The 14,315-nt window shown below is 51.0% G+C and carries 11 protein-coding genes; 2 read left to right on the forward strand and 9 right to left on the reverse strand.

All coding sequences use genetic code 11. From position 1 onward, the window contains the following. Positions 1-144 precede the first annotated feature (144 nt). Both AC1MDT_RS01765 and AC1MDT_RS01770 read left to right on the forward strand, forming a co-directional pair. Positions 145-1,080, forward strand: coding sequence for a KpsF/GutQ family sugar-phosphate isomerase (locus AC1MDT_RS01765; RefSeq protein WP_480420412.1), 936 nt, complete (start codon positions 145-147; stop codon positions 1,078-1,080). A 189-nt stretch (positions 1,081-1,269) separates the two neighbouring features. Next, positions 1,270-2,292 carry a CgeB family protein gene (locus tag AC1MDT_RS01770; RefSeq protein ID WP_480420413.1) on the forward strand — a complete coding sequence of 341 codons (1,023 nt, stop codon included), beginning with the start codon at positions 1,270-1,272 and terminating at the stop codon, positions 2,290-2,292. A gap of 151 nt (positions 2,293-2,443) precedes the next feature. Here the strand turns inward: AC1MDT_RS01770 and AC1MDT_RS01775 are convergent, their stop codons facing one another. The 9 genes from AC1MDT_RS01775 to acnA all read right to left on the reverse strand — a co-directional run bounded on the left by AC1MDT_RS01775 (position 2,444) and on the right by acnA (position 14,163). Beyond that, entirely contained in the window at positions 2,444-3,103 is a 660-nt protein-coding gene (locus AC1MDT_RS01775) for a 6-hydroxymethylpterin diphosphokinase MptE-like protein (protein WP_480420414.1), read from the reverse strand. Then, the gene (locus AC1MDT_RS01780) at positions 3,090-4,055 is read right to left on the reverse strand and encodes a hypothetical protein (protein ID WP_480420415.1); all 966 of its coding nucleotides are present in this window, start codon (positions 4,053-4,055) and stop codon (positions 3,090-3,092) included. The genes AC1MDT_RS01775 and AC1MDT_RS01780 overlap by 14 nt, the downstream gene beginning before the upstream one ends. After that, the gene (locus AC1MDT_RS01785) at positions 4,039-6,180 is read right to left on the reverse strand and encodes a glycosyltransferase (protein WP_480420416.1); all 2,142 of its coding nucleotides are present in this window, start codon (positions 6,178-6,180) and stop codon (positions 4,039-4,041) included. Before AC1MDT_RS01785 ends, AC1MDT_RS01780 begins: the two co-directional genes overlap by 17 nt. A 57-nt stretch (positions 6,181-6,237) precedes the next feature. Then, positions 6,238-7,362 (reverse strand): polysaccharide biosynthesis/export family protein, encoded by a 1,125-nt coding sequence (locus AC1MDT_RS01790; RefSeq protein ID WP_480420417.1) that lies wholly within the window; start codon positions 7,360-7,362, stop codon positions 6,238-6,240. Next, complete coding sequence (locus tag AC1MDT_RS01795; protein ID WP_480420418.1) at positions 7,355-8,461, reverse strand: KpsE/RkpR family capsule polysaccharide export protein; 1,107 nt, start codon at positions 8,459-8,461, stop codon at positions 7,355-7,357. The genes AC1MDT_RS01790 and AC1MDT_RS01795 overlap by 8 nt, the downstream gene beginning before the upstream one ends. Positions 8,462-8,508: 47 nt before the next feature. Beyond that, positions 8,509-9,162 (reverse strand): ABC transporter ATP-binding protein, encoded by a 654-nt coding sequence (locus tag AC1MDT_RS01800; protein WP_480420419.1) that lies wholly within the window; start codon positions 9,160-9,162, stop codon positions 8,509-8,511. Between the two features lie 13 nt (positions 9,163-9,175). Continuing rightward, a complete protein-coding gene (locus tag AC1MDT_RS01805) occupies positions 9,176-9,970 on the reverse strand; it encodes an ABC transporter permease (protein WP_480420420.1) in 795 nt (264 codons plus the stop codon). A gap of 238 nt (positions 9,971-10,208) precedes the next feature. After that, positions 10,209-11,000 carry a CPBP family intramembrane glutamic endopeptidase gene (locus AC1MDT_RS01810; protein ID WP_480420421.1) on the reverse strand — a complete coding sequence of 264 codons (792 nt, stop codon included), beginning with the start codon at positions 10,998-11,000 and terminating at the stop codon, positions 10,209-10,211. A 421-nt stretch (positions 11,001-11,421) separates the two neighbouring features. After that, positions 11,422-14,163, reverse strand: coding sequence for an aconitate hydratase AcnA (acnA, locus tag AC1MDT_RS01815; RefSeq protein ID WP_480420422.1), 2,742 nt, complete (start codon positions 14,161-14,163; stop codon positions 11,422-11,424). Between the last annotated feature and the right edge of the window lie 152 nt (positions 14,164-14,315).

The raw sequence follows: 14,315 nt of genomic DNA on the forward strand, positions 1-14,315 counted from the left end.
GTTTCTATCGCACTAATTCCAGCACTTGCCATTCGAGGCTGGGTCCGGCTGGCAATTTCCTACCGCCAGGAGATGAACGTTCCCTCGCTGGCATCGAGCCGTTACCATACGCGCCTTAAAAATCAAGGAGCGATAGAGTCCCCCATGAATCACCTTCCAATTGCCAAAGAAGCACTCTGCGCCCAGGCGCAAGCCATCGGTCAACTCGCAGAGCGCCTGGATGGCGAATTTCAGCGCGCCGTAGAACTGATCCTCGGCTGCCAAGGTCGTGCGGCGGTATGCGGCATGGGCAAATCCGGTTTGATCGGCCAGAAAATGGTCGCCACCTTCGCCTCTACCGGCACCCCAAGTCTGTTCCTGCATCCGGCCGAAGCCTTCCACGGCGACCTCGGCATGCTCAAGCCGATTGATGTGCTGATCCTGATTTCCTACAGCGGCGAAACCGAAGAAGTCATCAAGCTGATCCCGAGCCTGAAGTCCTTCGGTAACAAGATCATCGCCATGACCGGCAACGGCCAATCCACATTGGCCAAACACGCCGACATCTGGCTCGACATCTCGGTCGAGCGCGAGGTGTGCCCGAACAACCTGGCGCCCACCACCTCGACCCTGGCCACCATGGCCATGGGCGATGCACTCGCCGTTGCCCTGATCAGCGCCCTCGACTTCAGACCGATGGACTTCGCCCGCTACCACCCCGGTGGCAGCCTCGGCCGCAAACTGCTGACCCGCGTCAGCGACGTGATGCACACCAACCTCCCCAAAGTCACCCGCGAAACCTCATTCCACGATTGCCTGCTGATCATGACCTCCAGCCGCCTGGGCCTGGCGCTGGTGATGGACAACGACAAATTGATCGGCATCGTCACCGACGGCGACCTGCGCCGCGCACTGCTGGGCAATCCGGGTGTGGTGAATGAAACCGTGGCGACGTTCCTGACGCCGAATCCGCACACAGTAAGGGCTTCGGCCCAGTTGTCCGAGGCGGAGGCTTATATGCTGGATCATAAGATTCGGGCGTTGCCGGTGACTGCGGATGGGAGTGATGAGGTTGTGGGGGTTGTGGAGATTTTTGATTAAGGTGTCCGCGATGCAAGTTTAGTCGATTGAAGATTACTTAAATCTTTTTAGATAGCTAAGTGTAGGTATTACATCGGTGATGGTCGGATTTCTGCGCATCGTTAATGTGGTCGTAAGAAAGTATTCTGAAACATCGCCATCATAGCGCCAAGGAGAGGCGGTAATAAAAATGCATTTTTCGGGGTTTTAATGAAGATTCTATTGATTGGTAGGGCGATAAAAGATCGCGGCTTGATTACCAACTATTCAGATATGCAATCATATTACATGTCAAGGGCTCTGAATAGTATTGGGGTGGAAACTGACTATTTTAATGCTCCATTCACTAATGCTGATGAATATTGTACAGCGCTGATTGGTAAGTTCCAAGAAGCTCAAGCGGATCATATTGTAGCGCTTGGGGTAAGGTTCTTTAGTCGCCTACCTAAAGAATTGGGTACCAAAATATCTCTGGCGATAGATGGGCTGCTTTGCCAGATTCATGATGGTTCGTTGTTCGATGATTTTCCCTGTGACTTGAACTTCACAATTCGTGAAGATGAGTGGCGCTATATCGGTAATGAAAACAATAGACTAACACGTCATCACAAAAGAAATTGGCATATCGGTTGGGCTGCAGATCCTACTGTTTTTTATCCTCAACAATCTAATGGTACGTTGCGCGTATTTGTTGATCACCCAACATTTGTTGCGAACTCACTTGACGCTACACTAAATATCCTTATGTCTCTTAAAGAGTTGAGGGATAATTATTTTGTAAAGAAAGGTGGGTATTTAGGATTTAAACACCTGGAAGTGAAAGCTCTTCATGATGATGGTGTGGTGTCTGTTGATTTAGATAATATATGCATTCGTCCGTATTTTAGAACTCCAATACCGATGGATTTGTTGGCTTCAGAGTTTCGTCAGGCTCACCTGTTTTTTGTTACTCACGCTGAGTCTGTAGGGATGTGCGCAATTGAAAGTGCAATGGCGGGGGCTTTTGTCTATGCGCCGCTGAATGCAATTAATCCAGATCGTCTAAAAACCATTCGACATGCTGAATTTAAGAATGCGGTCGATTGGAACGGACTGACACTCAGGGACGTAAATCCTGAGAGTAACTCGCTGTACGCGCGATCAAATAACTGGGAGAGTGTAGCTTGCAAATTAGTGATGGGCTTGATAGAGAAGGCACCAAGCCTTATCGATAAAAAACACTTCTCAAAGTGAGTAAGTGCTTTCTGCAAAAAAATTGTATGCCTCTAATTGATTATTGTGGTGTCCCGCTTTGTTTTTATTATCGAAACCTAAATGTTTCAATTTTTAAAGCGGGACGTCTGCTTCAACAATAGGGGTGGTTTGGATCGAGTTTCGGCCCAGATCAAAAAAGCTCACTGAAGGGTTTGTATTCAACGTGCGGGCGTAGAAAAGAGCGCTCGCTACAGTTGAATAATTTTTTCCCTTTTGAACGAAATAGCTCACTGGCATTGGAAATGTTCCAAATTTGTACGCTGGTGAAGCTATCCTCGAGTTGAGGGGAATTCTCTTTGTAAAAGCGAGGCGATTCGGCGGTATAGCGTAAATCGCACCCGAGTAAATAAACTTCGGTAACTCCTAAGTGATAAGCTAACTGGATAGCGAGCATTGTAGTTGTGCAGCCAAAGAAAAAACCAGCCGCTAGATTCTCCGAAAAGCCATCTCGTTGAAGAGCTTTTAGATAGTACGTTCTGTCTTGTAGCGAAGTTTCATCAAATTCTTTTAGTTCTTCTCTAAGTACTCGTACCGTGTTCGGCGCTAGTAAATCCGTGGCAAATTTCTTTTTTTCTGGGTGGGTGATGAATCTGGTATCTGACACGACATAATAGTCGGCCGAGAAGTCATGCTCCTCTTCCAGGAGGGTAGAGGCATTCATCCCAATGACTAGTTCACCTTTTAGTAGTGAAAGATCTTCTTTTTTTATGGATGGGCCATTGGCAAGAATAAAAGCTCTTCGCCCATGTTCTTTGTTTTTTAATGAGCGAATGGATTTAGAGAGTCTCATAGGCTTTATCAAATATGCTCGACATTTTAATGGGGGTAAGATGCTTTTTGAAATAGTTGTAGCTGTCTAGTTGCTGCTCAGCAGTTCTTTCCCAGTCATTTGCAAGGTCTTCCAGTGTTGAAGCAATGCTCTCGCCGTCGGCGTAAACAAATGGTGGCTTCTCGCCGTCTGAAAATGTCGAAAAGACTGTCTTTGAAAAATAATCGGCTTTATTGATTGTCACATTTCCTGCAGCAAGTCCTTCAATTGATACTTGATGGAATCCACCCGTTGCGATCTCATCAATTGAAACGTGGCAAGACCTCCGAACAGCCATAAGTGCTTTCGGTGAGACTGGTTTGTCCGGAATTATCGCTTCAATCTTACCTAGTTTTACCAGTGATTGCAGCGCAGTATCCAGTTGCTCTACATGTTTATTATTCCACCGTCCGGGCCGCAAGTGGGTGGGGCTAAAAATCACTTTAAGTTTCTCACCTTTGCGGCGAGGTCTTACGCTAGGGGTGTCATGAATGATATTTGGGACAAATACGTGGTCTTGGTGGATTCTTGGCTGGAATTGACCGACAACCAACTTTAAGCTAAATGGCAGGCCTAAGGATGAGTCTCTAGGCAAATACAACGGCCCCTCTCGAAGGGGGGAGTGTACTTGATAAACATATTTCGCGGTTTGATTGGCGTGCAACAATCTTGTAACCCATTCCTGGGGTAAATCATTATGTATATGAATGATATCTGCTTTTGCAATGGCTTCGTCAATAATGCCTTTGGTAAAGCCGTCTTCGATTAAGAAGTCTTCTGTGAATTTTCCTGCGAGAGGCCCATTGATCGGATAGTCTTTAATCGCGATTGCAACTGTTTCGTGACCTGAGATTCTCTGCGCAAGAGCAACTTTGGCTGGCGCAGCAACCAGAGGAGTTTGGGATATGTGTACTATTTTATACTTCTTGGACATCAAAAAGAATTCCGTCGGCTAAGCATGAGTTAATTAGGTTTTCTGGGGATGCGCCGTTTTCGACAGCCTCGCAGAGAGAGCGATAACGCATGTAAACCGATTCGATAATCGCGATTGCAATGACCGATTCGGAAAAACCTTTATAAATGTCAGTCATGGTTTTTGAGTTTGTTGGGGAAAAAGGTTTTGTTTTTATTATTCCTTGATAGCTGTTTGTGTTTAACTGGTTAAATTCTTCTTTGGTAAATCCGCAGTCTGAATTCATGAATAGGGAGAGAAGCATGTCTGGTTTTTTTGGGAAGCCTTCCTGGATTATTCGCCGTACTGCTGTAGGGATGTGATCTTCTGACTCAAGTTTTATATGTCTTCTTGTCGTCGCAAGAACGTCGACGCTTTGGCTGTCGGTGGTGCTTATTAGAGCATCGATCGATTGATTGTCTATCACCAGTTCCTCAGTGGACTTGATGAGGATAATCCGATGATTTGCACCAATCGCTCGCAGCGCTTGACATAAATTTACAGGGGCGTTAACTAGAACAACTGTGTCTATTTCTGAAAACGTCGTTTTGTTTTTTACATCTATTCTATTGATTATAGAAAGAGCAGTCTCTTCAGTGGCGATATCGAAAGTGCCAATGTTGAGCTTTGTTTTATTCAGGTACTTGAAGTCATCAAAGTTATCAAGTGCGTCCAGGATGCTGCTAACAAACTGACTTTCTTCTCTGATTGAGTAAAAAAGCGCAGTCGAACAGCCTGCGGGCATGGACGGCAATGCTTTAAATGTAACTCGGCCTTCTTTTTGTATCTCTGCATATAGCGATAGGGTCAGTACGTCGATGTTCAGAGTTTCAGGCTCTGATTGTTCGATTTTGGTCACGTATCTGATTTCGATATCGCTGGGTGTGCCTTGAGGGAAAAGCTCTGTTTGAAGTTTTAGGTACTTAAGTTGTTTTCTTTCATGGATTTTACGACGTACATACTTGGCTTCTTTTGAGTCTCTGAAAAAAGCGACAGGATTCAGTATAAGCTTGCGTGTTTTCGCTGAGAAAGAGGATTTTTTTTTCGCTTTCATGAAAAATGTCTGCTCTCTGATGAGGTTTCTTAGGTAGCGCTCAGTTGCTTCATCTGGACGGTTAAGTAACACTGTTTTCAGATTTGCTGGGCTAAATACCTGGCTAATGCCGCGGTCAAAGTTTTTATTTATAACTTCGGTTACGAATGAAGTGGCTGGTTTTTGGGAAGGGGTGCTTGTTTTTATTGAGTGCGAAAAGTCATCTAAAATATTAGAGTTGACTTTTATTAAGCGGCTGTCGTTGATGTACTCTGATACACCTAAATGCTTCCAGGTGATTACTTGGCAGCCATGAGCTAATGCCTCAATGGCTACCATCGAGGAAGTCTCGAATATGCTTGGAACAATAACTATGTTTGCGAGATTATAAATTTCATGTTTGCTGAGGCTGGTTCCGTCTACGACCGTTACATTCTTTTTGTTTGAGAATTTCCAGTTGCTATTTGGTGGGCAGGCAACCACAAATCTGAGATTTGGTAAGTGTTCAATTAGATGCTCTAAGTAGTGCAATCCCTTCAGAAATTGAAGTCGTCCTACAAATAGCAAGTCATATTTTGGTTGTTTTATATTTCGGTATTGAAATTCGGGGGATGGATTTGGGTAAAATAATGGTGTGTTTGGGAGCTTGAATAAACACAAACTTGTAAAATATGCTGCCCAAGATGGTGCGGATAAATATTTGGCCCTGAAAAGCTCGGATTGTTCAATTGCAATATCGTTTTCGGAATATGGTAGTCCTTGTATTGCGGCGCCCAGGCTTCTCGAGCAGTGAAGTCTAATATGCAAAGGAAGTGAGGCTGGGAGATTTGCAGTGGATGCCAAAGACTCGGGAGCTTCAATGCAAAGGATTGTTTCTTTTATATTGCTTATGTCAGCAGCGACGCGTTTTCTAAAGTTTGCAATGGTTTCGTTTTTATTAAGTTTTATTGTTTTTGTACTAATACCTAGTCGCTGCATTCGCGCGACAGCCAGAGAAGTATAGCTTGAAACCCCGCTATCAGCCCGATCGAAAGGATCTAAAAAAATATAAATTCCTTTTATATTAGAGATCATTTCTTCGGGCTCTGCGTCGACGCGATTTATAGGTTAGGGGCGCTTAGTTTTAGACTATCAGTTTTGAAGTGCGTCAATTGTTCTACCAAGTACAAGTGTTTGTACGATAGGTGCAATAATTTTTTGCCATTCGTACACCGCTGCGTTGGTTACGTAGATTGTATCGTCTGGCTTAAGCATTACTTGCTTCGCATAGAAGACTGCCGCAGGATCACGCATATCTATATGCATAACGATTGGTTTTGGTGCGGAGGCGGAGTTGCTTTCACCCATTCGGAATACAAATACCCCTTTGGGGTTTGCATTCGCTTCCTTCAATCCGCCTACGGAACCTAGAGCGTCCAACAGACTCGAGTTTTGAGAGGGTAGATCATGTAGACCTGGTTGGGTAACCGCGCCCATAGCAACGAAGCGTTGCCTGGAACGGTCCAGCACCACTTCTGAGTTCGGTTGCAAAACGATGTTTTTTCCAGCCAGAACTTCTTCATAGTTGAGGGTGACCGCTTGATTGCCATTGCGGACCGTGACATTGACCAAGTGTGGCTCCATGACAGGTCCACCGGCTTGGTTGATGGCATCTAGCAGTGTCAGAGGGCCTTGTAGAGTCGAAAAGCGTCCAGGGGTTTTTACTGCGCCAGCCACCAAGACGGATCCGGAGAGGTCGCCAACTAGATCGACATGTGTTTGAACATCTGAAGTTACACCGCGCAAGCGCTGGCGGATCATTTCCTCAACCTGAACTAGAGTCATCCCTGCTACAAACTGATGTCCTACATATGGCAACGAAATCATACCCTGTGAATCAATGCGCACCTTCAATTGAGTGCCGCCTGTTGACAGTGGTGCGAATAGCCCTGTTCCTTCTGGTGCATTATCTGTGATCAGTACATTGATCACGTCCCCACCCATCAAGCGGACAACAGGAGGTATCGGGCGAGTGATGGTAGTAGCGGCTGGCTTCGGCGATGCCCGCATAAATTGCGCGATGGAGTTCGCGTTTATATCGACCAAATCATAGGTTGTGTTTTTGCTTTCGATGTCACCCTTGTATGGGCCGGCGCCAGACATTGTGCCAGAGCAGCCGGATAGGCCCAGAGTGAGCAAAAGTAAGCCTACAGTAGCTTTAGATCGCATGTGCGAGTTCGAGGCTGGAAACATTAGTCCAGAAATGGAATTAATCACGATGGTCCTCGATCGATGCGATTAGAAAGCGGGCGATACCGTAAAGCAGAAGCAGGGCAAGGAATATGGTGGCTAAGTTGTACAGTCGCTCCGGATACAGAGCGATTTGTGGAGTGTTTGGGCTCACCACTGTCACCAGCGTTCGTATTTTCTTACTGGCTTCTATACGGGCGTTGTCTAGTACCGCGACGGCTGTTTTGTATGTTTCTTGAGCGATGCCTGCATCCAGAGTCAACTGCTGGAACCGGGAGGCCACCACGTTTAGCTGTGCACCGTCTGGGGCCGAGACCAGCATTCGTTTTTCTGCGCCAAGCTGTTCGCGGATTGCATTTACCCGCTGTTGCTGTTGTATGACTTGAGGGGCATCTGGTCGTAGCTTGTAGCGCATTTCGGTAAGTACTGCGCGCTCTTTTGAATATTCTGCTTCGAGTGCGTCGATAATACTTGCACGGCCTTGGGCAGAACTTTTACCGTCTAGCACCTTGTTTCTGTCTTGGAAACTCAGCAATTCTTCTTTGCGTTGGGTGTAATTCTTTTTAGCACCTTCGAGTTCGCTGTGAGCAAATCGCATTTGCTCGCGTGCAATGCCGTGAGAGACTTCGTTCACGAAGTGCTCACTGGCTTCTAGGATAGTATTGACCATTTGCTCAGCTAGTTCTGGGCTGAATGCTTGCACTTCAACTTTCAGGAGGCCAGTGGTTTCGTCATAGTGGGCGGAGACCATACGTTGGTAATACTTGAGCATTTCTTCGCGAGGAGTGTCAGTGGCCAACCAGAAGAGTGGGTCACCGCGTTGCTTGCTGTACTGTTCAACCCACTGCAGGCGATCTTCCAGTAACTGCATCATGTCCATCGACACAATGTACTCCCGCAGGTAGAGAGTTTCCTCTCGGGAGGCGGGGTTTGTACCTGTAAGCAGCATTGCCAAGCCAGGCAGTTGTGCGCCTGGATTGCTACCCTCTTGGCGCACAACCACCTGGGCAGAACTGACAAAGCGGTCCACGGCAAAAAAACCATAGTAGACAATTGCCAATAACATTGGCGCTACGATTAGTCCCAATGTTAGGCGCCAGCCTTTAAATTTACCCGTACTACTCATATGCACACGCATCCTTGAAATGAAACTGTCACGCCAGGTCCAGGCGATCAGGTGTTGTAGGCCTTGATGCCTTCATCGACATCGTCATAGATCTGTACTCCGCCATCACGCACCAGCAGCACGACGTCACAGAGTTTTTGGATTTCATTCATGCTGTGGGAAACCAGTACAACCTTGGATTTCTGCAGGCGTTCCTCGAACACGTCAGCGCATTTGCGCTTGAAGTGTGCGTCACCCACCGACATCACTTCGTCGATCAGGTAGTAGTCGAAGTCGAAGGCCATGCTCAGGCCGAAGGCCAGGCGTGAACGCATGCCGGAGGAGTAAGTTTTCACCGGTTCGTCGATCCAGCTGCCGATTTCGGCGAAGTCTTCGACGTAGGCGACCTTCTGGCGCATGGCGTCACCGACCGCGCCGTATACGCGGCTGACGAACTTGATGTTCTCGCGTCCGGTCATGGTGCTCTGAAAGCCGCCGGACAGACCCACTGGCCAGGAGATGCTTTTGTCGGTGGCAATGGTGCCGGAATCCGGCATATCAGCACCGCCGAGGAGGCGCATGAGGGTCGATTTGCCAGCGCCATTACGGCCGATCAGGCCAATGTTTTTTCCGGCGGGGATCTTCAGCGACAGGTCACGAAAAACGTGGCGACGGCCTTTAGGGGTCAGGTACGACTTGGTGATGTTTCTGAGCTCGAACACGGGAAGCCTGCGGTTAGCCGTTCTTGGAAGAAATCAAATGCAGTCGACGAACCCGATAGGTACCCAGGGAGACGAACAGCAAGACTAGGGTGAACCCGATCACGTAGAGCACCGAAATGCCATCGACAGGAACGTAATGCGGGAAGATTTCGGCGCGTATCAGTTCCATCAGGTGCAGGAACGGATTGAGCAACAGCAGCGGCAGCATGGCGTGCGGCAGGTAGGTCGCGGGGATGAGTACGCCCGACATGAAATACAACGGGAAAAACATCATTCGGATAAACAGCGCGCTACTGGGCATTGCATGGGTAATCAGGGACAACAGCATGCCCAGGCCGAAGGAAAACACAACGCCTAGCAAAACAGTCAGCATCCACTCAATGGGTGATTTGATTGCCATGTCAAAACCGAACCAAGCGAAGCCGAACACGAGGATGGCGTAGACAGTCGCTGAAATGCTGAACTCAACCAGCACTCGGGCAATGTAAGTGTCGAGGGGCTTGATCTGTTTGTAGGAAAACAGCGCTCGGTTTTCCTTGGGGCTGTTCATTAGGCGCAAGGCGGTGTTGCGAAATAGCAGGAACGGGGCCAGACCCACCAGTACAAAGACCGGGAAGTCGATTCCGGCCACGGTGCGGCCACGAAGCAGCCCAAACAGCACGCTCAGAATCAGCAGGTGGCAAATCGGCTCGATCAGCGTCCAGCTAGCGCCCATACGGCGATCACCAAAACGCGAACGCGCTTCGCGCAGCACCAGGGCAAAAATGACGGATTTTTTGATTTGCAGGGGAGAGCGAGGCTTTAGCATTATTTACCGCACAGCACACAACAGCGCGATAAACGCGCTGCTTGAATTCATTTTCAGAGCTCTATCAGTCGTAAATGACAGATTGCTTCCATTCGTGGGGCGGGAGGGTAAACGGTGTGCCCGACAGGAGTCAAGCCGCTTAGTTCCCTAACGATAATCAGCTGATTTTGCCAATATTCAGGGCGATTTGATGTTTTTAACCGATATTCAGGCCCTGTCTGTTCTGACTTCCCATTACTCAACCCGCCAGCATCGGGTAGGTAAAAAGACCGAAATGCAGCAGGTTCAAACCGAAATGGGTGGCAATGGCTGCCGCCAGTCCACCGAATCGATAGGCCAGCCCATAACCAATTCCCGCCAGGCTTGCGAGCACTACCCATTCCCACCCGGCACCCCAATGGGCCAGTCCGAACAGGAGCGAGGCGATCAGCAGGGCAAGGTGTTCACCGTAGGGCAGATGTTTTAAGCATCGGCTCAGGCCGCCCTGTATGTAGCCACGAAATAATGCTTCTTCTACTACGGTCACCAGCAGGAGGTTGTTGTTTATCCACAGCCACGCCTGATCCGGCCACTTGGGTGCCCACTCGACGATCCCCAGCAGCCAAGCGGCTCCAAACGTGACGGATACCGTCAGGCTCAAGGCCGCAGCGCTTGCTTTGAGTGTCGGTAGCAACGGATGGCGGTCGACGATCCAGGGGCACACCAGTAACAGCCAGAAACCAATTAGCGGTTTGTCGAGGTTAAGGTTCATCGAAAACGGGACGGCGTCCTCGGTAAAGCGCTCGTGGTCGATCATCTTGGCGTTGTAGAACCCAGGCCACCAATGCAATGCCAATGCGAGTGCCAGCAGGACGAATAATGTGTGGCCGACGTATCGAAGGTAGCGGTAGTCGGGTTGTCGGATGGCAAGACCGGCGAGCACCAGCAGGATGATTGCCATGCTCGCCAGGACAGTCAGTTGTCCATAAGTGAGTGCCAGGACATAGCCGGCGGTGAGTAGTGTCAGGTACGGCCACGGCAGTACGAGCATGGGGTCATCCTGGTTGACTGACGAGGCCGCCTTATGTGAAGCATTCAGGTAGAAATGCCGGTGAATCAGCCTAAAGGTGCTGACTGTTTTCCTTAACTCAAGCGTAGAACTGAACCTGTGACTATGTTTAAGCATGCCTGACATTAACTTGAAGGGCGCTCTGCCGGATTTTCCTGAACCAGGGGATGCGCATGATGACTTGGCCTGTTATTGCTATGACGTTGTTGATGCTGGCGGCGCTTTTTGTTGTTGTGACTTCACTCAATGGTTGGGTTGAGCATTTCAGGATTGAAGGGGATACCGAGTTCTAGTTGCGGCTTGGCGAAACCTGCGGTCTTTACTATCGCGTGGGTCTTGAGCGCAGGGATGTGGCCTCCCAACAAAAACACCGCCCGAAGGCGGTGTTTGTGTCAGCTCGCGATTATGAGGCAATCAACTGCCGCAACACGTAGTGCAAAATCCCTCCTGACTTGAAGTACTCCACTTCATTGAGCGTATCGATCCGGCACAACACCTCGACTTTCTCGCGGCTACCGTCTTCACGGGTGATGACCAGGGTCAGGTTCATTCTCGGCGTCAGCTCGACGCCCGTGAGGCCAAGGATGTCCAGGGTTTCCTTGCCGGTCAGGTTCAGGCTTTTGCGATTCTGATCCAGCTTGAACTGCAAGGGCAGCACGCCCATGCCCACCAGATTGGAGCGGTGAATCCGCTCGAAGCTTTCGGCGATGACGGCTTTGACCCCTAGCAGATTGGTGCCCTTGGCCGCCCAGTCGCGGCTCGATCCGGTGCCGTATTCCTGGCCGGCGATCACCACCAACGGCGTGCCCGAGGCTTGATAACGCATGGCTGCGTCGTAGATCGGTACTTTTTCCCCGGTGGGAATGTAGATCGTGTTCCCGCCTTCTTCGCCGCCGAGCATCTCGTTACGGATGCGGATGTTGGCGAAGGTGCCGCGCATCATTACTTGATGGTTGCCGCGCCGCGAGCCGTAAGAGTTGAAGTCCCGAGGCTCCACGCCTTTCTCGCGCAGGTACTGGCCGGCGGGGCTGTCCACTTTGATGTTGCCGGCCGGGGAGATGTGGTCGGTGGTCACAGAATCACCCAGCAGTGCAAGGACTCTGGCACCGGTGACGTCCTTGACCACCGGCGGCGGCCCGCCAATGTCATCGAAGAACGGTGGGTGCTGGATGTAAGTCGAATCGTCCTGCCAGACATAAGTCGCCGCTTGCGGCACTTCAATCGCCTGCCATTGCGCGTCGCCGGCAAACACTTCGGCGTATTCCTTGTGGAACATCGAGGTATTGACCTGGTTCACCGCGTCGGCGATCTCTTTGGTGCTCGGCCAGATGTCCCGCAGATACACCAGGTTGCCCTCCCTGTCAGTGCCCAAAGGCTCGCTGCTGATGTCGATGCGCACCGTACCGGCCAGTGCATAGGCGACGACCAGCGGGGGCGAGGCGAGCCAGTTGGTTTTCACCAGCGGGTGCACGCGTCCTTCGAAGTTGCGATTGCCCGAGAGCACCGAGGCCACGGTCAGGTCGGCTGCCTGAATGGCTTTTTCGATCGGTTCCGACAAGGGGCCGGAATTGCCGATGCAGGTGGTGCAGCCATAACCGACCAGGTCGAAACCGAGTTGATCGAGGTACTGGGTCAGGCCGGCGGCCTTATAGTAGTCGGTGACCACTTTCGAGCCTGGGGCCAGCGAGCTTTTGACCCACGGTTTGCGCTTGAGGCCTTTTTCCACGGCCTTCTTCGCCACCAGCCCTGCCGCCATCATCACGCTCGGGTTAGAGGTGTTGGTGCAGGAGGTGATCGCGGCGATTACTACCGCGCCGTTTTTCAATCGATAGATCTGACCGTCGTATTCGTAATCGGCTTCACCGGCCAGGTCGGCATTACCCACCGCCACGCCACCACCGCCTTCACTTTCGAGGCGACCCACTTCCTTGCTGGTGGGTTTGAATTGCAGGTCGATGAAGTCACTGAACGCTTGCGCGACCTTCGGCAGCGAAACCCGGTCCTGAGGGCGTTTCGGCCCGGCGAGGCAGGCTTCGACGCGGCCCATGTCGAGGGCCAGGCTGTCGGTGAACACCGGTTCCTTGCCCGGCAGGCGCCACAAGCCTTGGGCTTTGCTGTAAGCCTCGACCAGTTTCACGGTTTCGACGGGGCGGCCGGATAAACGCAGATATTCAAGGGTGATGTCATCTACCGGGAAGAAGCCGCAGGTGGCGCCATATTCCGGGGCCATGTTGGCGATGGTCGCTCGGTCGGCCAGCGGCAGATCCGCGAGGCCGTCACCGTAGAACTCGACAAATTTGCCGACCACGCCTTTCTTGCGCAGCATCTGGGTCACGGTCAGCACCAGGTCGGTGGCGGTGATGCCTTCCTTGAGCTTGCCGGTGAGTTTGAAGCCGATGACTTCGGGAATCAGCATCGACACCGGTTGACCGAGCATCGCCGCTTCCGCTTCAATCCCGCCGACGCCCCAGCCGAGCACGCCGAGGCCATTGATCATGGTGGTGTGGGAATCAGTGCCGACCAGGGTGTCGGGGAAGGCGTAGGTGCGGCCGTCCTCGTCCTTGGTCCAGACCGTGCGGCCCAGGTATTCCAGATTCACCTGGTGGCAAATGCCGGTGCCCGGTGGCACCACACTGAAGTTGTCGAAGGCGCTCTGGCCCCAGCGCAGAAAGGCGTAACGCTCGCCATTGCGCTGCATTTCGATGTCGACGTTCTGTTCGAAGGCGCTTGAACTGCCGAACTTGTCGACCATCACTGAGTGGTCAATCACCAGGTCCACCGGCGAGAGCGGGTTGATGCGCTGCGGGTCACCGCCGGCCTTGGCCATGGCGGCGCGCATCGCGGCCAGGTCGACCACGGCGGGGACGCCGGTAAAGTCTTGCATCAATACCCGCGCCGGGCGGTATTGGATTTCGCGATCGGAGCGGCGCTCCTTGAGCCAGGCGGCAATCGCCTTGAGGTCGGCGCCGGTGACAGTTTTTTCGTCTTCCCAGCGCAGCAGGTTTTCCAGCAGCACTTTCAACGACATCGGCAGCTTGTCCAGGTCGCCCAGGCTTTTGGCGGCGTCCGGCAGGCTGAAGTAGTGATAGGTCTTGTCGTCGACTTGCAGGGTTTTAAGGGTTTTCAGGCTATCGAGGGACGGCATTGAAATGACTCCTTTGAGTCCGTATGACTACAGACTGACGGGACGAACAGAGCTTTTAACCTAGCCCTGTTTAGGCGTTAAGGCTAATAACTGGACTCTATGGTCGAGTCCAAGGTTCCGAACTCGGCTATCATGCGCCGGTTTTCGTGACA

It is taken from the genome of Pseudomonas sp. ASL7, from assembly GCF_056680375.1.

Bases quoted from the DNA above. Each gene is read 5' to 3' on its own strand.
- acnA (WP_480420422.1), bottom strand. From the start codon at position 14,163: ATGCCGTCCCTCGATAGCCTGAAAACCCTTAAAACCCTGCAAGTCGAC.
- AC1MDT_RS01770 (WP_480420413.1), top strand. From the start codon at position 1,270: ATGAAGATTCTATTGATTGGTAGGGCGATAAAAGATCGCGGCTTGATT.
- AC1MDT_RS01810 (WP_480420421.1), bottom strand. From the start codon at position 11,000: ATGCTCGTACTGCCGTGGCCGTACCTGACACTACTCACCGCCGGCTAT.
- AC1MDT_RS01805 (WP_480420420.1), bottom strand. From the start codon at position 9,970: ATGCTAAAGCCTCGCTCTCCCCTGCAAATCAAAAAATCCGTCATTTTT.
- AC1MDT_RS01780 (WP_480420415.1), bottom strand. From the start codon at position 4,055: ATGTCCAAGAAGTATAAAATAGTACACATATCCCAAACTCCTCTGGTT.
- AC1MDT_RS01795 (WP_480420418.1), bottom strand. From the start codon at position 8,461: ATGAGTAGTACGGGTAAATTTAAAGGCTGGCGCCTAACATTGGGACTA.
- AC1MDT_RS01775 (WP_480420414.1), bottom strand. From the start codon at position 3,103: ATGAGACTCTCTAAATCCATTCGCTCATTAAAAAACAAAGAACATGGG.
- AC1MDT_RS01785 (WP_480420416.1), bottom strand. From the start codon at position 6,180: ATGATCTCTAATATAAAAGGAATTTATATTTTTTTAGATCCTTTCGAT.
- AC1MDT_RS01765 (WP_480420412.1), top strand. From the start codon at position 145: ATGAATCACCTTCCAATTGCCAAAGAAGCACTCTGCGCCCAGGCGCAA.